Genomic DNA, 17,218 nt, shown 5'->3' with positions numbered 1-17,218 from the left:
ATGAAGCGAGTGACTAAATACGAGATATGACATTAGCCAACGAAAAACCCGCGCCCAAACGGCCCAGTACGTTCTGGAGCTACGCCAACCCGGTCAAGTTTCTGGCGCTCAGCGAACGGGTATTGCCGACACTCTGGGTGCTTGCCGTAGCCTGTCTGGTGGTTGGTTTGGTCTGGGGGTTTTTCTTTACACCGGATGATTTCCGGCAGGGCTCGACCGTAAAGATCATCTATCTTCACGTGCCCTCCGCGATGATGGCGATTAATATCTGGGTGATGATGCTCGTCACGTCTCTTATCTGGATAATAAGGCGGCACCATGTCAGCGCCTTGGCGGCCAAGGCCGCGGCACCGATCGGGGTGGTGATGACCGTTATCGCGCTGTTGACCGGCGCGATCTGGGGGCAGCCCATGTGGGGGACATGGTGGGCGTGGGATCCGCGTTTGACCTCATTCCTCATCCTGTTTCTGTTTTATCTGGGCTACATTGCGCTCTGGGAAGCGATTGAGGATCCTGATACGGCGGCTGATCTCACGGCTGTCCTGTGTTTGGTCGGGTCCGTTTTTGCGGTCCTGTCACGCTATGCGGTGAATTTCTGGAACCAGGGCCTGCATCAGGGCGCATCCCTGAGCCTCGACAAGGAAGAGAACGTGGCGGATGTATTCTACTTTCCGCTGCTGGTATCCATTGCAGGCTTTGTGTTGCTGTTTCTGGCGCTTGTGTTGTACCGCACAGGCACCGAAATCAGACTGCGCCGCGCCAAGGCCCTTTTGGCGCGGGAGGCGCGCTCATGATGCCTGATCTTGGAAAGTACAGCGAGGCGGTTTTGTCCTCCTATGCTGCAACGTTATTGTTATTGGCCTTGTTGGTTTTCATCACGTTACATAGAGGGCGCAAAGCGCGCCGTGCCTTGGATGAAATCGAACGCAAAAGAGACAGAGATGCCTAAGATATCACCGCTGATGATCGCACCGCCGCTGATATTTGCGGGATTTATTGCATTGGCGGGTGTGGGCATGTTTCGCAACGACCCCAACGAACTGCGGTCGACCCTGATTGGCAAACCCGCGCCGCCGATTACGGAGGTGGGTCTGCAGGGGTTTGAACCGGTCACCCCCGAGGCGATGGCAACAGGTGAGGTCACGCTGGTCAACTTCTGGGCATCCTGGTGCCCGCCCTGCCATGCGGAGCATCCAAAGTTGCTGGAAATGGCCGCAGAGGGCATGCCGATCATCGGCGTGAATTTCAAGGACAACGCGGGTCCCGCCGGGAGTTACCTGACCGAAGATGGAAACCCGTTCCGGGCGGTTGCCTTTGACCCTCCCGGGCGGACGGCCATCGATTGGGGTGTGACTGCGCCACCGGAAACATTCATCCTTGATGCTGAGGGCACTGTTCTATTTCGCTTCGCCGGTCCCTTGATCGGCAGCGACTATGAACAGCGGTTCCTGCCGCAACTGGAAAAAGCGCTTGCCCAATAAAAAACGCCCCTGAGGGGCGTTTTTCAAACTTCAAGGTCTGGTTCAGGCCTGTTTGCGGCGCTTCATCCATGCGAACGCACCCAGACCACCGATGAGCAGCGGCAGACCTGCAGGAAGCGGTACAACGCTCGCCTTGAACTCGCCAATGGCACCTGATCCGCCGAACTCTACAGTGAAGGAAAGGATCGGGCCGGAGTTTGCCGTGACGAAATCAAAAGTATTGTCTGCTCCACCAAGGCCTGAAAGCGTCGTCAGACCATATGTCAGCGAAATGCCTTCTTCGCCGTCCAGCAAAAAGATCGAGTCCAAAATAATCGCTGTGTCGAAGGTAAAGGTAATCGAACCGCCACTTCTTTCATCGTTCGGAATTGACACACCGGCATCGTCGCTTTGCACGATCAGAACGTTACCAAAGCCTCTGTCAGCTAAAACGCGGTCAGCATCGCTGAACGGGGACGCCAGATCGGGGTCATTCGTCACACCAAGACCATTGCCCGATTCAGAATCCAGTACGCGAGCCTCTGCCGTACCACCGGTTACGGTCAAAGAACCTGTCAACCCAGCCCCAAAATCAAAGGTGGTGATTTCAGTGCCCTCAGTCAGCGCACCCCCAAAGTTTTCGTCGAAGCTAACAACTGCTGCCTGTGCCAAGCCTGCCGAACACACCAGTGCCGCTGCGAGTGTGATATTTTTCAGTGAACCCATCTTCGTAATTCCCGTTACCATTAATTTGGACGCCTGCACGTTCATACAGATTAACGGTGTGTAAAATATAATTAAAATGTCGCCAACACAAAATGCCCGATTTTCCCGTATAAGTGGATGAAAAAGCGGAACGTTTTGTATTTTGCAATCTAACATTGCACAGTCAAAGAAACACCATTTGTGCGCCGCACAATTTTTAAGCGCGCAACCGAAAAAGCTGCGCGCTTCATAAAAAAAACTGTCGTTACAATGTGTTCTAAGGTTGAAGCGCCCCCTCCCAAATTTTGATTCTTCGGGAGGGGCAGTTAGGGGATCAGGCCGCCTTTGCCAGATTGCGCAAGACGTAGTGCAGCACACCGCCATGCTCGATATATTCGATCTCGATGGCCGTATCGATGCGGCACTTCAAGGTGATCTGCTTGCTCGTGCGATCTGCCATGGTAATGGTACATGTGACTTCTTGCAAAGGCTGTATCGTATCCAGACCGGATATCGATACTTTCTCATCCCCGGTCAGACCGAGCGATTTGCGGGTATCCCCACCGGTAAACTCAAACGGGATCACCCCCATACCTACAAGGTTTGAGCGGTGAATACGCTCAAAACTTTCGGCGATGACGGCTTTGACCCCAAGCAAGGCCGTACCCTTGGCTGCCCAGTCGCGTGAGGATCCGGCCCCGTATTGCTCACCGCCAAAGATCACGAGCGGTGTACCTGCTTCCTGATGCGTCATTGCAGCGTCATAGATCGATGCCTGCTCACCGTTGGGGCCCTTGGTATAGCCGCCTTCAACACCGTCCAGCATTTCGTTCTTGATGCGGATGTTTGCAAAAGTGCCCCGCATCATGACTTCGTGGTTGCCACGACGCGAACCATAAGAGTTGAACTCGCGCACGGGCACCTGACGTTCGATCAGATACTGCCCCGCAGGTGTCGTATCCTTGAAGGATCCGGCCGGTGAAATGTGGTCCGTCGTGATCATATCCCCGAGAATGGCCAACACAGAGGCGTTCTCGATATTGCTGATCGTTCCCGGTTCCTGACCCATACCCTGGAAATAGGGTGGGTTCTGGACATAGGTCGACGAGACGGGCCAGTCATAGACCTTGCTGTCCGTGGTGCTGACGCCCTGCCATTTTTCGTCGCCCTTGAAGACGTCGGCATATTTGGTCAGGAATGCCTCACGGGTCACGGTTCTCTCGACCAGTTCTGCGACTTCCTGGCTGGAAGGCCAGATGTCCTTGAGGAAAACATCATTGCCATTCTGGTCCTGTCCGATGGCATCCGTGGCCAGATTGATGTCCAGCGTACCCGCCAAGGCATAAGCGACCACAAGCGGTGGGGAGGCCAGATAGTTGGCGCGCACATCCGGGCTGATACGCCCTTCGAAATTGCGGTTGCCCGACAGAACAGAGGTTGCCACGAGATCGCCTTCAGCAATCGCTTCGGAGATTTCTTTTTGCAGCGGACCGGAATTCCCGATGCATGTGGTGCAACCATAGCCCACGAGGTTAAAGCCGATGCTGTCCAGATCGTCCTGCAGCCCAGCGGCTTCCAGATAGGCCGAAACCACCTGACTGCCGGGCGCGAGGGAGGTCTTTACCCAAGGCTTCCTGTTTAATCCCAGCGCGGCTGCTTTGCGCGCCACGAGACCCGCGCCAATCATGACGTAAGGGTTCGACGTATTGGTGCAGGAGGTGATCGAGGCGATGACAACCTTGCCCGATTCCATGGTGTATTCTTCACCGGCGACAGCGACCTCTTTGCCCATGGGACGCTTGAACGTCTCTTCCATCTCTTTGCGGAAGGCGGTTTGTCCGTCTGTCAGAGCCACAAAGTCCTGCGGACGTTTCGGTCCTGAAATCGCAGGAACAATCGTTCCCATGTCCAGATGCAAGGTATCTGTATAAATCGGCGCGTAGTCCGCATCCCGCCAGAAGCCATTTTCCTTGGCATAGGCTTCGACCAGAACGACACGGTCTTCGTCCCGTCCGGTATTGCGCAGATAGCGCAGGGTTTCGGCGTCAATGGGGAAGAACCCGCACGTTGCCCCATATTCAGGAGCCATGTTGGCAATCGTTGCGCGGTCAGCAAGAGGCAGGCGATCCAACCCTTCGCCGTAGAATTCCACGAATTTTCCGACCACACCCTTGGCACGCAGAAGCTCAACAACCTTGAGCACAAGGTCAGTGCCGGTGGTGCCTTCCATCATGGTACCTGTCAGCTCAAATCCGATCACTTCGGGGATCAGCATGGAAATCGGCTGGCCCAGCATTGCCGCTTCAGCTTCAATACCGCCGACGCCCCAGCCCAGAACAGCGGCACCATTGACCATCGTAGTGTGGCTGTCGGTGCCGACAAGCGTGTCAGGATAGGCCACTTCGGCCCCGTTCTGGTCGGTATCCGTCCAGACGGTTTGGGCCAGATACTCAAGGTTGACCTGATGGCAGATGCCGGTTCCCGGTGGCACAACGCGGAAGTTGTTGAACGCTTTCTGTCCCCATTTCAAGAAGGTGTAACGCTCCATGTTCCGCTCATATTCGCGGTCCACATTCATCTGGAAGGCACGCGGGTTGCCGAATTCATCGATCATCACCGAGTGGTCAATCACCAGATCGACCGGGTTCAGCGGGTTGATCTTTTCAGCGTCACCACCAAGGCTGATGATGGCGTCGCGCATCGCCGCCAAGTCCACAACCGCTGGCACGCCGGTGAAATCCTGCAACAGCACGCGGGCAGGGCGGTAGGCGATCTCGCGTGGATTTTTGCCGCCCTGTGCACCCCATTGCGCAAAGGCCTTGATGTCATCGACGGTGACGGTCTTGCCGTCTTCAAAGCGCAGCATGTTTTCAAGAACAACCTTGAGTGCGGCGGGCAATTTTGAAAAGTCACCCAGACCCGCAGCGGTTGCCGCCGGAATAGAATAGTAATCAATAGTTTGCGCGCCTGCTGACAGTGTCTTGCGTGTTTTTGAAGTGTCGTGACCAACGGTAATGGGCATGAGGGGCTCCCTTCGGCTGAAAAGTGGTCCTGAGTGGCTCTCGGGTTGAATGCCGTAACGCCTTGCAAAACACAACCGCTTTGAAGGCGTCTGCGTCAAAATGTATACCATTGTGTACAAAAGTGATCACGAAAGGCGCCGATGTCTTTCAACAAAGCTTGATTGGTGTTTCTGCGCGGGAAATTCTAAGGTCATCGAATAGCTCACGGATAGACGACACGGGGATACAAATGAAGAGATTATTGCGCGTATTTGCGGCGTGCTGGCTCGTGGCGTCGCCGGTGCTGGCTGAAAACGCGCCTGTCGTGGTAGAACTATTTACCTCTCAGGGATGTTCATCCTGCCCCCCGGCGGATGAGTTCATGCAGGTGCTGGCCGAACGTGACGATGTCATCGCGCTGTCGGTGCATGTGGACTACTGGGATTACATCGGTTGGAAGGATGAGTTCGCAGACCCAAAGCACGCCGAACGTCAGCGCGCTTACGCCACATTGGCAGGTCGGCGGTCTGTGTACACGCCTGAGATGATCGTGAATGGTGTCAGTGATATCTTAGGTGCGAAGCCAATGGCCGTCGCGACGGCGATTGAAGCACATAAATCACAAGCGCGCGCCGTTGCGATCACTGTGTCTCGCTCAGGTCGTTCTGTTTCGATACAGGCGGTGGTTCTGCAGAACGGCCTCGGTCCGATGACTGTTCAGATGGTGGGCTATCAGCCGCAGCGTATTGCAAAGATCACGCGGGGCGAGAACGCCGGAAAAACGATACCCTATGTAAATGTCGCGCAGGATTGGCAGGTGATCACATCCTGGGATGGTTTGGCCCCACTGGATATTAAAGCCGAGGCCCCCGGTGCGCACCCGGTTGTGGTTCTCATTCAGGCAGACACCCATGGGCCAATCCTTGCTGCGGCACGGGCAGAGTAGGGCGTTTAGCGCTTGACCTTGGCGCGCCACCGTCGGTGCACCCAGAACCATTGGCTCGGGTCCTGTTCAATCCGCTTATTCAGCGTATCTGTGATGGCCTGCGTCATTTCTTCGGGTGTTGACGGAGGTATTGGAGCTTCAAGGACCGTTTCAAAACTCAATCCGTCCGCCTGTCTGATGCCGTAAAAGGGCAAAAGCAGGGCGTCATACCTGAGACTCAACTCGGCCGCCGAGGTCGCCGTATGCGCGGGACGCCCAAGGAAATTCATCGTCGGGGCCCATCTGACGTGCTGATCAAACAAGAGTACCAGCTGCCCCCCTTGTTTGAGGTGGCGTACAAAACCTTTCGTCCCTTTTCGCCCCTGCGCGAAGACCGGCCCACCGAAGGTTTCCATTGTTTTTACGTAGTGCGCGTTGAAATAGGGGTTTGTCATATTGCGGTACAGACCACCAACCGAATGACCGCGCCCGGCGAGAGCGGCTCGCACTGCTTCATAGTTACCGTAGTGACCGGTGACCAAAATCACTGGCCGCTGCTCTGCGATCGCCGTTTCCCAAGCCGCAACGCCCGCCCCAGTAAGTGGGTTATTTGCCAGCCGGGCCGGAAAGTCCTTTTGAGAGTAGTTTTCAATAAGGGTGCGGCCCATGTTGTTCATACATCCGGCCGCAATCCGTTTGCGTTCCGCCAAGGGTCGGTCGGGCCAGATCAGTTCCAGATTGGAAAGGGCGCGTTGGCGGTATCCGGCAATCGGACCAATGATGTGTTGCATCAGCCGCCCGACCATTCTGACGCGGAACTGATATGGCAACGCGAGAGCGATGCGGATGACAGATGCAACAATGAGGTTTGTCGCGTATTGGATCACACGGTCGACATCGCTCGGTGGCGCTTTCGGCATAGTGGCAGGGCACCCTTTTGATGAGCAGGTGGCTTTTTGCAAAGCGACCGCAACAGCTGAGACAAATAACGCCGTCCCACTGTAATCTCAAGGCTTAGGAGTCCTGAACAATTCGGTTCCGTCAGTGTTTACAGATCAAAAACGATGCCCGTATTCGAGTGCGTGAAGCGCAGCGAGGTGCTTTGTCGGATCACCAAGGTGGATCCGTTGCGACACGACGGCCTTTTATTCTGGCTCACTCTCTTCAACGATCAGCAACAGGTCGCCTGACGCTTCCAACTCGCGGATGGCCTGAACGATAAGCGCCGAGGCTTCTTCCATGTCCGCGGATTTTACGGTTTCACGTTCTTGCACCTCTTCCTTGAGCTGATCGGCCATGCGCCCGGACATGTTTTCGAGGATAAAGTCCGCGGAGGCTTGCATCCCTGCCGCTTGCGCACCGGCGAGGGCGGTGACAAGCGCTTCCTGATCGAGTGCGCGCACCACCCGGGGAATATCTCGTGCGGCAATTCGTTGCGGGATGTTCGCAAAGGTAAAGATGGCCCGTCGGACCATTTCTGCAAAACCAGCGTCCGTTTCATCCAGACCTTCAAGAACATCGTCACGCGTGATTGTCGTTGTTGAATTCAAGATAGCGCCGACCCGTTCAACGGGGCCATTGTCAAAGGCGCGCAGTGGTTCAGCATCAAGCTGTGCGGCAAGCGACAGGCCAATACGGTCCACCGCATCCGGGGTCACGGCGCTGGTAAGTGAAACGGCGTATGTAATGCGCCGGGCATGCGGGCCGGGCAGTTTGCCGAGCAATTCCGCCGCGCGTTTCACATCGAGTTTCGACAGCAGAACCGCGGCCACTTCGGTGCTTTCATTTTGCAAAACCGGCAGCAATTTTTCCACACCGAGATCGCGCAACCGTTCCCAAGGGTTACCATATCGGCGCACGCCCGCTTCCTTGCGCAAACGATCCGCCGTCTGTTTCGAAATCCGCCCTTCAAGCGCATCGAGGGCCCCGGCGATGCCGCCGGTGAAGGACAGGCCGATGCTTTCCAGTTCTTGCGCAAATTCATCCACGACGCTGGCTAGTGTTGTGCGGTCAACAGTGCGCATGGAGCCCATTTGATGCGTGAGCCGTGCTTGCAACTCTTCTGGCAGATCTTCCAATGGAATATCAGCGCCTTCATTGATCAGCAGCCGCACGACGATGGCAGCTTTCGCTTTGCGGCTCAACGAAACGGGTGCTGAGGCAGGGCTGCCGGGAAGTGCGGGAAAAGAACCAATGGGCACCATTTCAGTCATTATTACCTACCTGTGTATGATCTTGGTTTGTTCTCGCATGGAAAGGTAAATTTAGGCTGAAATACGCCACAGAATGAATTGAAATAAATGGTGCGTGTTTTCGTTCCGTTCTATTGTTGGGTTCAACGCATATTTGCCTTCGTGAGCCAGCGCGATATCCGGACGCTGATAAGAGTACTCCCGGAGCGAAACGCACAGAATGCAGCGCATAAAAAAAGGCGCTCAGTAAAGAGCGCCTTTAATCCGGATATCTTTTCGTAAGTCCTACCCGGTTGTGGGCACGCAAGCACCAGATTGCGCGTCATAAACGCTGCCCTCAGCGCAAGACATGGACGCTTGCTTCTGTTTCGAAGAATTGCATTCATAGGCGAATGCCATTGCAGGCAGTATCGTAAGGGCCACCGCGGCGGCCAAGGTCTTGATCGTCATTGCGGTTCTCCTGTCCAAATCGATGAACTTAAGGTAGCAGCCGCGCGCCATGGGTCAACAAAAATACCGCGCGCGGCAAGTGCCGCGACGACCCTGCCTATTCCTTGAACACACGCGCAAAAATCGTATCTACATGTTTGGTGTGATATCCGAGGTCAAATTTCTCTTCTATGTCCTCGGCGCTCAGGGCTGCGAGCACATCCTGATCGCCCAGCAGTTCGGTTTTAAAATCCTTGCCTTCTTCCCACACTTTCATCGCGTTGCGCTGTACCATTTTGTAGCTGTCCTCGCGGCTCACACCGGCCTGTGTCAAAGCGAGCAGAACACGCTGGCTCATCACCAGACCCCGGAACTTATTCATATTGGCGAGCATATTGTCGGGATAGATCACCAGCTTGTCCACCACCGAGATCAAGCGGGCCAGCGCAAAATCCAGCGTGATGGTCGTGTCAGGGCCAATGTTGCGCTCAACCGAGGAATGCGAAATATCGCGCTCGTGCCACAGGGCAACATTTTCCATCGCGGGCACCACGGCCATACGCACCAGCCGCGCAAGCCCGGTGAGGTTTTCCGTCAGAACCGGATTGCGTTTATGCGGCATGGCGGAGGAACCTTTTTGCCCGGCGGAAAAGAACTCCTCCGCTTCCAGCACTTCGGTGCGCTGCATGTGGCGAATTTCAGTGGCGATGTTCTCGATGGAGGACCCGATGACCCCAAGGGTTGCGAAAAATGCGGCGTGGCGGTCGCGCGGGATCACCTGCGTGCTGATCGGTTCGGGCTCAAGGCCGAGCTGTGCGCAGACATGTTCCTCAATACGCGGATCGATATTTGCAAAAGTGCCCACCGCGCCGGAAACCGCACCGGTCGCAATCTCGAAACGCGCCTTTTCCATACGGTTCAGGTTACGGTCCATTTCCGCGTAAAAGCGCGCAAAGGTGAGGCCCATGGTCGTGGGTTCTGCGTGAATGCCGTGGCTGCGCCCTATCCTGACGGTGTCCTTATGTTCATAGGCACGCCGCTTGAGGGCCGCCAGCAGAGCCTTGATATCCTCAATCAGGATGTCCGACGCGCGCACAAGCTGCACGTTGAAACATGTATCTAGCACGTCGGATGACGTCATGCCCTGATGCACGAAACGCGCCTCTTCACTGCCGATATGTTCCGCCAGGTGGGTCAAAAAGGCGATGACGTCATGTTTTGTCACGGCTTCAATCTCGTCGATGCGGGCGACATCGAATTCCACGTCCTTGGCTTTCCAGACGGCATCCGCGTTTTCGCGCGGGATCACGCCCAGATTGGCCATGGCTTCGCAGGCATGGGCTTCGATTTCATACCAGATGCGGAACTTTGTTTCCGGGCTCCAGATGGCGACCATTTCGGGGCGGGAGTATCGAGGGATCATGAAATGCGTCCTTATTTGCGATTGCGTCCGGGCTCAGGCGGCTCATAGACTGACGCGCGGTGCATCACAAGACAGGAGCGGCAAAATGCAGGTCTTATGGAAAGCAATGCGCTGCCATGCGACAGGCGTGCAGGCGGGGCCGGGGTACATGTCGTATGAAACAACTGCCGATGACTGATCCGCGCCAATTGGCAGATTTCGAAGGGTCATGGTCTCTTTACCGGCGCATCACACCCCAGCGTGGCCCCGGTGCGATCTTTGAAGGCACTGCCGTGTGGTCGCCTGTCAAAGACGGCCTCGATTACCTCGAACAAGGGGTCATGCAACTGGAGGGGCAACCTGCCATGCAGGCAGAGCGAAGGTATCTCTGGTCTGACGATCTGTCGGTGTTTTTCGAGGATGGTCGGTTTTTTCACGCTGTGCCCGCACAGGGTGGCGAGACCGATCATTGGTGCGATCCGGACATGTACAAAGGTAGTTATGACTTCACGCAATGGCCGCAATTTGAAGTAAAATGGCGTGTTACAGGCCCCAGAAAGGATTACCTGTCGCAAACGCTTTACACCCGCTCATAGCGTTTGAGCCCTTGCGCGGCGCGCGCACCTGCGGCATTCATGGGGAAAGACAATCGAAACAGGAGACATCAACCGATGCAATTGTCCGCTTCTCACTCTGTTCTGGCAGATCATTTCGGGCCTACGGCCGGTACCGCGCGGCGGATAAAGCAGGCTGTTCTGGTGGTGCTGGGCATTACTGTTTTGGCACTGGCCGCCAACATCAAAGTGCCGGTGCCGGGCTCGCCTGTACTGATGAACATGGGCACCTTTGCGGTTCTGACCATCGGGGCGGCCTATGGCGCGCGCCTCGGTCTGGCAACCATTCTGGGCTATATGATTATCGGTGCCCTTGGATTTGATATTTTCCAAGGCTCAACAGCCGAGTTGAATGGCATCTCCTATATGATGGGCAGCACGGGTGGCTATCTGGTGGGCTATGTCATGGCCACTGTTCTGCTGGGCGCACTGGCGCAACGCGGTTGGGACCGCTCCATGGTCTGGATGGCGGTCGCCATGCTGATCGGGAACATCGTGCTCTATGTACCGGGCCTGTTGTGGCTGGGGCAGCTTTACGGTTGGGATCAGCCGATCCTCGCGTGGGGTCTGACACCGTTCCTGTTGGGCGACGCTCTCAAGCTTCTGCTGGCGGCAATCCTGCTGCCGCTGGTTTGGAAACTGGTCGGCGACGCGCGGCGCTGAGCGCCGGATGCACAAGATAATGAAAACAGGGGCTGGCGCAATGCGCTGGCCCTTTTTGTTTATTAAGAATAATACCATGCCGGTCTGCGTTAAGCCAATGCAGCAAAAGAACCGGTGAGGTAAGAGAGGGAGATGAATGCGTAAAATGATCTTCGAACATGTCAGGCGGTACGCGATTGTCGCTGTCGCCTCTGTGTTTCCTTTTGCGGGAATGGCCGGGACGCCTGTGATTTACACAGACGGGACAAAACCGCTTTTCGAGATTGAGGTTCCGGATTTCTGGTCGCTGCGCACCGGTGGCCTGCGCGATCTGGCCAGTCCGGAGCAATCTGATGATTTCAGGGATATATCGCGCCTGTTTGGCATCACCCCGGACGCGCATGATGGTATCTGGGTCGGTCTCATTTCGCCCTTTGGGGTCACGACCTTGCCCGAGGCGCGCGCATACCTGCGCGATATCGGCCCGTTTCTGGTGCAGGACGCATCGGTCGAACCGCCCAAGGCGCGCCGCATCAATGGTCTGAACGCCAGCAGCATATCCGGCACGGGCCGTCGGGAGGGACGAAATGTGTCATTTACGGTGCTGGCGATTGATTTGCCAGGCGCGCGCGTGGCCATCGCTGCAGTTGTGATCGAGGCCGGGGCCTATCTCGACCCCCTTGGCGATGTCAATGCGATGCTGGCGTCCATTCAGGCCGTTCGGTGAAGGAAACGTTATGACATTGAAATCAAGAACACTGTTTATGTCGTTAGGCCTGATGGGGGCATTGGCCGTCTCCGGTTGTACCCCTGTCAGCTACAGCACAAGCGGGTCGGCCTATTACGATTCCATGATGTGGAACGACTATTATTATGGCAGCTACCGACCCGGATATCGCCCGCCTGACCGACCTGACCGACCTGACAGGCCTGAGCGCCCTGATCGCCCGAACAAACCGGACCGGCCAGTGCGCCCGCCCGGCGGCATTGATCCCGGTTTTTCCCGACCTCCGATTGCCAACAAGCCGATCCATCGCCCGTCCCACCGTGGGGCCGGGGTGCGCGGCAGGCGCTAGACTTGGGTCCGCTTACGGGTTGACCAGTTCGGTTATAACGGTGGAGCTACGCTCAAGCGTGCGATGCACGGGGCATTTGTCTGCAATCTCCAACAGCCGCGCACGCTGTTCTGCGTCCAACGCACCTGTCAGCGTGATTCTGCGCCGCCAGGTGTCGATCTTGTCCCCAACACCGGTTTCGGCATCCTGTGCATGCACCTTGTCGTGGTTTACATCCACAGATATCTGATCCAGCGGCCAGCCCTTGCGGCGCGCGTACATGCGGATTGTCATGGAGGTACAGGCGCCCAGACCGGCGGACAACAACCCATAGGGCGACAAGCCCTTGTTGGTGCCGCCGTAGGCCAGTGGTTCATCCGCCACAAGGTGATGCCCTTCACCTGAGGTGATATCGGTCAAGAACCCCTTCGGGTCCGCCTCCGCCACGCGCAGCACGCCTTCGGGCGCACCGGGAGGCGGAGCCGGGCGTGCGATATCCAGATAGCGCGCAGACCATGTGGCGATCAGGCTGGCCACATATTCCGCATCCGCCGCGGCACTGACCAAATGATCCGCACCATCAAGCGTGATGAAACTTTTGGGATGTTTTGCGGCGCTGAAAATCTGGCCTGCATTCTCAACCCCGACGATGTCGTCGAGCGGCGCATGCAACACGAGCAAAGCTGCGTTCAGATTGGCCACGCAAGCGGACAGCTCGGTCGTTGCAACATCTTCAACAAACGCTTTGCTGATTTGGAAAGGCCGCCCGCCGAGGCTGACTTCGGCCACGCCTTTGGAGCTGATTTCGGGCAAGGCCTGCGCAAAGTTGTGGGTGACGTGACCGGGGTCAAAGGGGGCCCCAATGGTCACAACAGCCTTGATGCTCTCAAGCGCTGCTGCCGCCTTGAGCACCGCCGCACCGCCAAGCGAATGACCAATGATCAGCGACGGCGTTTTGTTCTGCTCGGACAGATAGCGATGCGCCGCAATCAGATCGTCCACGTTCGAGGTAAAGGATGTATTCGCAAACTCCCCGTCTGAATGACCCAGCCCGGTGAAATCAAAACGCAACACCGCAATTCCCAGTGCAGCAAGGCGTGCGGCGATCCGGCGCGCTGCCGGGATATCCTTTCCGCAGGTAAAGCAATGCGCAAAAATAGCTGTCGCCACCAACGGCCCTTGGGGCAGGTCAAGCCGCGCGGCAAGTTGACCACCATCATGCCCGGCAAAGACAATTCGTTCTGTTGGCATCACGCTACTCCTTCTTTCGCACCAAGAGTGGGATGCTGAGCCCGCACAGGCAACCCATGTGTCAGTAAGATCACGCGGTCGTGCTTATTCTGGTCGGGGTTGTTTCAAGAGGCACGTCGCGAAAGTGGCTGTAACGTCAGATCACAACCATGTTTGGGGCCGTGGGATTGCCTTATCGCTAAATCTTGGAAACTGTAACGACACGGTGCCCATATTTTCAGAGCAGCACCGTATCTGCGCGGGGAGGCGTTGAATGCGAAAAACACGAGGGTGGGCGGTTGTCTTGGGGCGGTGCATGGCCGTTATGGGGGGGCTCGCGACTGGGCCGGTGGCGGCAGAGAATTTCAAATCACCTGATATTCTTGTGCTCGGGGATAGTCAGATTTCTTTTGGTTCCGGTCCGGTGTTCGTTGATTTTCTGTCAGACCTTGAGACGCGCTGCGCGCCAACTGGGCGTGACAAGCGACGCCTGAGAAATCTTGATCCGCATAACACCGGCGTGATCGGGGTACGCTCAAGTTCCATTCATTCCTGGATGGCACGTTCTGGTGCTGCAAAGGGTTCTATCTGCGATATTGATCAAAAGTGGAAGGTCAATGCAGGCACCTATGGTGTTGTGAATGAAACAGATAACCCGTTCAAACAGATGGGGCAGGGGCGAAATTACCAGTTCTGCACGGCGGGAAAATCGCCCTTCGAAGCAATGTTTCGCGAGGGGTATTATGATCCCGATCTGTTGATCCTCAGCTTTCTGGGCAACGCGGCGCGTAGGTGGGCCGACAATCCCGACCTTGCTGTCAAAGACGCGCAGCGACTAAGCGCGCATCTGCCCAAAGACTTGCCCTGCGTCTTCATGACCACCGCGCCCGCGCATACCAATAAAGTCGCAAATCTGCGTGAACGCGCTCAGACCAATATCAAAAATGCCTTTGCCAAAACAGGCAATCGCTGCGTTTTTGTGGAAGGTATCACGCCCGACACGGTTGCCGCCAATCAATCCACACCGCGTTTTTTCCGCCGTAACGATGCAGGCAAGGTCAAAGACCCGTATCATCCGAATGAACGTGGCGCGCGTCACTTCTTTGATTTGCGCGGACCTGCGATCTGCAAGGCTGTGTTTTCCGCGCTCGACGGGACTGGGTCAGGGTCCTGAACATAGGAAAAACGCGACCCGAGGGCCGCGTTTCATAGTGAAGTCGCTCTTGTTGATTACTTCTGCGCTTTTTTGCGGCGCATGGCAGCAAATGCACCCAGTCCACCAAGCAGCAGCAGCGAAGACGCAGGCAGCGGAACCGCTGGGACGCCAGCACCTTCGACTAGCAACTGCGACGGGTTACCGTTTGCCGCAGCATAGACCAGTTTGAATTCACCACCGGTGAAGGCAATCGTGCCGGTTCTTGGCGTGGTGCGGATGCCAGTCGGGTTTGCGAAAGACACCAGAGTCGCGCCATCGTCATAGATCGTAAAGCCATCATCATGAGTCACGCGGGTGTCGAATGCGTTGCTGTAGACTTCGGTGAACTCGAAAAGCGTTGTGGTTTTGAACGTTGGCTTGCTGAGCTGCAACGCTCCGACTGTCGCGTCGAGATCCTGCACCAGACCGATCGGCAATCCGGTGGTGTTGTGCAAAAAGAAATCCGCAATAGACTCTGCGTCGCCGTTTACAGGCCCCAGATTGTCGATGAAGAAATTCAACTCGCCGGTATAGGTGAACACATCACGGTCGACGCCATCTGTCGCGGCATCAAAGCGCGTGTCAAAGTTGCTTTGCGAGGCGATGGCCACGGAACTGCTTTGGTTGGTGCTATAGGCAAAGTTGACCACACGCACATCAAAGGTTCCGGAAAGCGTGGCAGCCTGCGCGCCAATGCCTGCGGCGAAAAAGGCGATGGCTGTTGCGGCAAGTGTATTTGTGATTTTCATGTTGCGTTCCTTACGAGTTACTAAACTAAATTGTCACTAAACGCCCGTCCATGGGGTTGTCGTTGAGCCGGGTTTAGCACAGCAGCGCGGTGCTGCGATCAAAAGGTAAAGCTATGGTTAACATTCGGATCGGGAGATGACGGGCCAGTCGGCAATCGCCGCGCGTCCAAAAAACACACTTAATTCAATGTCTTGCGAAACGTTTGTTACTAGAATACGCCAGCGCGCAACCGTGAAACGCGCTAGGTGGTGCCCATCAATGCCGGATCAAACGGATACTGCGTGAGGTTTTCATACCCATCTTCTGTAATCAGAACCTGATCTTCCAGCTTAATTGAGAAATCCGCACCTTCCTCGCTGACCAATGCCTCAACACATAGCGTCATGCCGGGCTCAAGTGGATAGTCATACGCACCCTCGACAGCGTGATCCGGATAGGCGACCAGCGGCCATTCATCACACAGACCAACCCCATGCATCAGACATCCGTATTTGAGCTTCTGAAACTTCGCGTCCAGCACATGCGTATTCGCAGACAGTTCCGGAATCATCACGCCGGGTTTGAGCATCTCCATATTGGTCTGGATATGCTCGACACCATGCTGCATCGCATAGATCATGTCAGCGCGTGGTTTTTGATCCCCAATCCACCAGCTGCGCGAAATATCCGTGCAGATACCATAGACGCCGACCAGATCGGTATCGAAAGAGATAATCTCGTTCATCTGGCATATGCGCGGGCCACATTCCTGAAACCACGGGTTTGAGCGCGGCCCGGACGCCAGCAGGCGGGTCTCGATCCATTCGCCGCCCCGGCGCACGTTCTCGCTGTGCAAAATGGCCCAGATGTCGTTTTCACAGGTGACGCCATCGCCGACGTTGCTGCGGGCGAAATCCTCCATTTTACGCACGGCAACTTCGCAGGCATGTGACGCACAGCGCATCGCGCGGATCTCGTCAGGGCCTTTGACGGAACGGGCCTTTTCGGTGACCTCTTCGCCATCCATGATCTCGAACCCCTGCGCTTGGAGCGCGCGCAATCCGTGCAACATGACCTTATCGACCGCCAGCCTTCGCAATTCCGGCGCATGGTTACGCAAAAGTACACGCACTTCGTTCGCAAAGACGTCTGCGGCCACATCTACTTTGTCGCCCCGGTCAAAATAGAACAGATCAGCGCCGGAGCGCTGTTCATTCACGAGGGGATTGAATTCACTTAGAAAAGGAGAGTTCTTGTAATCCCACATGACCATATAGCCATCCGCACACAGCAGCGTCGCCCGGAACGGATTATGCGTGTTCCAAAGCTGCATATTGGTGCTGTCGGTGGCATACCGGATGTTAAGCGGGTCAAACATCAGCAAACCCGCATACCCGCGTGCAACGATATGCGCGGTCAGGCGTTCGTGACGAAAACGGCGCATTGCGGCCAAATCGGGCAGTTCCAGACCTGCTTCTTGCCATTCTGCAAAGGCCAGCTGCGTCGGTCCGATTTCGACCCTGTCCATGTCATTTGGCGATCCGTCACCCAATGTCGCACCCCGGCTGGGGTCAATTTTACGCGTCGCGTTGAAATGGCTGTTCATCGCTGCTGTCCTGTCACTTGTCTAACAATCAG

The 17,218-nt window shown here is 56.1% G+C and carries 18 protein-coding genes; 9 read left to right on the top strand and 9 right to left on the bottom strand.

Annotation, left to right across the window (positions count from 1 at the left end):
- Nucleotides 1–26: 26 nt before the first annotated feature.
- Genes RLO149_RS09735 through RLO149_RS09725 form a run of 3 tightly spaced genes read left to right on the top strand, consistent with a single transcriptional unit; the run spans nucleotide 27 to nucleotide 1,481 of the window.
- Nucleotides 27–794: a heme ABC transporter permease gene (locus RLO149_RS09735; RefSeq protein ID WP_013961915.1), complete on the top strand. Its 768-nt coding sequence runs from the start codon at nucleotides 27–29 to the stop codon at nucleotides 792–794.
- The gene (gene ccmD, locus RLO149_RS09730; RefSeq protein ID WP_013961914.1) at nucleotides 791–949 is read left to right on the top strand and encodes a heme exporter protein CcmD; all 159 of its coding nucleotides are present in this window, start codon (nucleotides 791–793) and stop codon (nucleotides 947–949) included. Before RLO149_RS09735 ends, ccmD begins: the two co-directional genes overlap by 4 nt.
- The gene (locus tag RLO149_RS09725) at nucleotides 942–1,481 is read left to right on the top strand and encodes a DsbE family thiol:disulfide interchange protein (RefSeq protein WP_013961913.1); all 540 of its coding nucleotides are present in this window, start codon (nucleotides 942–944) and stop codon (nucleotides 1,479–1,481) included. The genes ccmD and RLO149_RS09725 overlap by 8 nt, the downstream gene beginning before the upstream one ends.
- A gap of 42 nt (nucleotides 1,482–1,523) precedes the next feature.
- Here the strand turns inward: RLO149_RS09725 and RLO149_RS23130 are convergent, their stop codons facing one another.
- Together RLO149_RS23130 and acnA are read right to left on the bottom strand one after the other, a co-directional pair.
- Complete coding sequence (locus RLO149_RS23130; RefSeq protein ID WP_158308147.1) at nucleotides 1,524–2,342, bottom strand: VPLPA-CTERM sorting domain-containing protein; 819 nt, start codon at nucleotides 2,340–2,342, stop codon at nucleotides 1,524–1,526.
- 157 nt (nucleotides 2,343–2,499) lie between these two features.
- Complete coding sequence (acnA, locus tag RLO149_RS09715; protein ID WP_013961911.1) at nucleotides 2,500–5,187, bottom strand: aconitate hydratase AcnA; 2,688 nt, start codon at nucleotides 5,185–5,187, stop codon at nucleotides 2,500–2,502.
- A 230-nt stretch (nucleotides 5,188–5,417) separates the two neighbouring features.
- On the opposite strand from acnA, the gene RLO149_RS09710 reads away from it, so the two are divergent.
- Nucleotides 5,418–6,113, top strand: a complete 696-nt coding sequence (locus tag RLO149_RS09710) for a DUF1223 domain-containing protein (RefSeq protein ID WP_013961910.1) — start codon at nucleotides 5,418–5,420, stop codon at nucleotides 6,111–6,113.
- Nucleotides 6,114–6,118: 5 nt separating this feature from the next.
- Here RLO149_RS09710 and RLO149_RS09705 read toward each other — a convergent pair whose 3' ends face one another.
- The 4 genes from RLO149_RS09705 to purB all read right to left on the bottom strand — a co-directional run bounded on the left by RLO149_RS09705 (nucleotide 6,119) and on the right by purB (nucleotide 10,136).
- Nucleotides 6,119–7,012 (bottom strand): lysophospholipid acyltransferase family protein, encoded by an 894-nt coding sequence (locus RLO149_RS09705; protein ID WP_013961909.1) that lies wholly within the window; start codon nucleotides 7,010–7,012, stop codon nucleotides 6,119–6,121.
- 225 nt (nucleotides 7,013–7,237) lie between these two features.
- Entirely contained in the window at nucleotides 7,238–8,305 is a 1,068-nt protein-coding gene (locus RLO149_RS09700; RefSeq protein ID WP_013961908.1) for a flagellar motor switch protein FliG, read from the bottom strand.
- A gap of 264 nt (nucleotides 8,306–8,569) precedes the next feature.
- A complete protein-coding gene (locus RLO149_RS23440) occupies nucleotides 8,570–8,734 on the bottom strand; it encodes a hypothetical protein (protein WP_013961907.1) in 165 nt (54 codons plus the stop codon).
- A 97-nt stretch (nucleotides 8,735–8,831) separates the two neighbouring features.
- Nucleotides 8,832–10,136, bottom strand: coding sequence for an adenylosuccinate lyase (purB, locus tag RLO149_RS09695; protein ID WP_013961906.1), 1,305 nt, complete (start codon nucleotides 10,134–10,136; stop codon nucleotides 8,832–8,834).
- Nucleotides 10,137–10,306: 170 nt separating this feature from the next.
- Here purB and RLO149_RS09690 point away from each other — a divergent pair, with 170 nt between their 5' ends.
- From RLO149_RS09690 to RLO149_RS23535, 4 genes are all read left to right on the top strand, one after another.
- Nucleotides 10,307–10,711 carry a DUF6314 family protein gene (locus RLO149_RS09690; protein ID WP_044025287.1) on the top strand — a complete coding sequence of 135 codons (405 nt, stop codon included), beginning with the start codon at nucleotides 10,307–10,309 and terminating at the stop codon, nucleotides 10,709–10,711.
- A gap of 75 nt (nucleotides 10,712–10,786) precedes the next feature.
- A complete protein-coding gene (locus RLO149_RS09685; protein ID WP_013961904.1) occupies nucleotides 10,787–11,392 on the top strand; it encodes a biotin transporter BioY in 606 nt (201 codons plus the stop codon).
- 136 nt (nucleotides 11,393–11,528) lie between these two features.
- Nucleotides 11,529–12,098: a hypothetical protein gene (locus tag RLO149_RS09680; protein WP_013961903.1), complete on the top strand. Its 570-nt coding sequence runs from the start codon at nucleotides 11,529–11,531 to the stop codon at nucleotides 12,096–12,098.
- 10 nt (nucleotides 12,099–12,108) lie between these two features.
- On the top strand, nucleotides 12,109–12,447 hold the full coding sequence (locus tag RLO149_RS23535) for a hypothetical protein (protein WP_083825451.1): 339 nt from the start codon (nucleotides 12,109–12,111) through the stop codon (nucleotides 12,445–12,447).
- 12 nt (nucleotides 12,448–12,459) lie between these two features.
- On the opposite strand, the gene RLO149_RS09675 is transcribed toward RLO149_RS23535, so the two are convergent.
- Nucleotides 12,460–13,677 (bottom strand): bifunctional alpha/beta hydrolase/OsmC family protein, encoded by a 1,218-nt coding sequence (locus RLO149_RS09675; protein ID WP_013961902.1) that lies wholly within the window; start codon nucleotides 13,675–13,677, stop codon nucleotides 12,460–12,462.
- A 253-nt stretch (nucleotides 13,678–13,930) separates the two neighbouring features.
- On the opposite strand from RLO149_RS09675, the gene RLO149_RS09670 reads away from it, so the two are divergent.
- Nucleotides 13,931–14,830, top strand: coding sequence for an SGNH/GDSL hydrolase family protein (locus RLO149_RS09670; protein ID WP_013961901.1), 900 nt, complete (start codon nucleotides 13,931–13,933; stop codon nucleotides 14,828–14,830).
- Nucleotides 14,831–14,886: 56 nt separating this feature from the next.
- On the opposite strand, the gene RLO149_RS09665 is transcribed toward RLO149_RS09670, so the two are convergent.
- Nucleotides 14,887–15,600 carry a VPLPA-CTERM sorting domain-containing protein gene (locus RLO149_RS09665; RefSeq protein WP_013961900.1) on the bottom strand — a complete coding sequence of 238 codons (714 nt, stop codon included), beginning with the start codon at nucleotides 15,598–15,600 and terminating at the stop codon, nucleotides 14,887–14,889.
- 242 nt (nucleotides 15,601–15,842) lie between these two features.
- Entirely contained in the window at nucleotides 15,843–17,186 is a 1,344-nt protein-coding gene (gene dddP / locus RLO149_RS09660; protein WP_013961899.1) for a dimethylsulfonioproprionate lyase DddP, read from the bottom strand.
- Between the last annotated feature and the right edge of the window lie 32 nt (nucleotides 17,187–17,218).

It is taken from the genome of Roseobacter litoralis Och 149, assembly GCF_000154785.2.
GTDB classification, from domain to species: Bacteria; Pseudomonadota; Alphaproteobacteria; order Rhodobacterales; family Rhodobacteraceae; genus Roseobacter; species Roseobacter litoralis.
The sequence above is the reverse complement of the archived record's forward strand: the minus strand, read 5'-3'. Positions and strand labels throughout refer to the sequence as shown.

What these genes read in the sequence shown, in the direction of transcription:
- RLO149_RS09700 (WP_013961908.1), bottom strand. Translation starts at nt 8,305, where the DNA reads ATGACTGAAATGGTGCCCATTGGTTCTTTTCCCGCACTTCCCGGCAGC.
- RLO149_RS23440 (WP_013961907.1), bottom strand. Translation starts at nt 8,734, where the DNA reads ATGACGATCAAGACCTTGGCCGCCGCGGTGGCCCTTACGATACTGCCT.
- RLO149_RS23130 (WP_158308147.1), bottom strand. Translation starts at nt 2,342, where the DNA reads ATGTTAGATTGCAAAATACAAAACGTTCCGCTTTTTCATCCACTTATA.
- ccmD (WP_013961914.1), top strand. Translation starts at nt 791, where the DNA reads ATGATGCCTGATCTTGGAAAGTACAGCGAGGCGGTTTTGTCCTCCTAT.
- RLO149_RS09725 (WP_013961913.1), top strand. Translation starts at nt 942, where the DNA reads ATGCCTAAGATATCACCGCTGATGATCGCACCGCCGCTGATATTTGCG.
- RLO149_RS09710 (WP_013961910.1), top strand. Translation starts at nt 5,418, where the DNA reads ATGAAGAGATTATTGCGCGTATTTGCGGCGTGCTGGCTCGTGGCGTCG.
- RLO149_RS09690 (WP_044025287.1), top strand. Translation starts at nt 10,307, where the DNA reads ATGACTGATCCGCGCCAATTGGCAGATTTCGAAGGGTCATGGTCTCTT.
- RLO149_RS09665 (WP_013961900.1), bottom strand. Translation starts at nt 15,600, where the DNA reads ATGAAAATCACAAATACACTTGCCGCAACAGCCATCGCCTTTTTCGCC.
- dddP (WP_013961899.1), bottom strand. Translation starts at nt 17,186, where the DNA reads ATGAACAGCCATTTCAACGCGACGCGTAAAATTGACCCCAGCCGGGGT.
- RLO149_RS23535 (WP_083825451.1), top strand. Translation starts at nt 12,109, where the DNA reads ATGACATTGAAATCAAGAACACTGTTTATGTCGTTAGGCCTGATGGGG.
- RLO149_RS09680 (WP_013961903.1), top strand. Translation starts at nt 11,529, where the DNA reads ATGCGTAAAATGATCTTCGAACATGTCAGGCGGTACGCGATTGTCGCT.
- acnA (WP_013961911.1), bottom strand. Translation starts at nt 5,187, where the DNA reads ATGCCCATTACCGTTGGTCACGACACTTCAAAAACACGCAAGACACTG.
- RLO149_RS09685 (WP_013961904.1), top strand. Translation starts at nt 10,787, where the DNA reads ATGCAATTGTCCGCTTCTCACTCTGTTCTGGCAGATCATTTCGGGCCT.
- RLO149_RS09670 (WP_013961901.1), top strand. Translation starts at nt 13,931, where the DNA reads ATGCGAAAAACACGAGGGTGGGCGGTTGTCTTGGGGCGGTGCATGGCC.
- RLO149_RS09735 (WP_013961915.1), top strand. Translation starts at nt 27, where the DNA reads ATGACATTAGCCAACGAAAAACCCGCGCCCAAACGGCCCAGTACGTTC.
- RLO149_RS09675 (WP_013961902.1), bottom strand. Translation starts at nt 13,677, where the DNA reads ATGCCAACAGAACGAATTGTCTTTGCCGGGCATGATGGTGGTCAACTT.
- RLO149_RS09705 (WP_013961909.1), bottom strand. Translation starts at nt 7,012, where the DNA reads ATGCCGAAAGCGCCACCGAGCGATGTCGACCGTGTGATCCAATACGCG.
- purB (WP_013961906.1), bottom strand. Translation starts at nt 10,136, where the DNA reads ATGATCCCTCGATACTCCCGCCCCGAAATGGTCGCCATCTGGAGCCCG.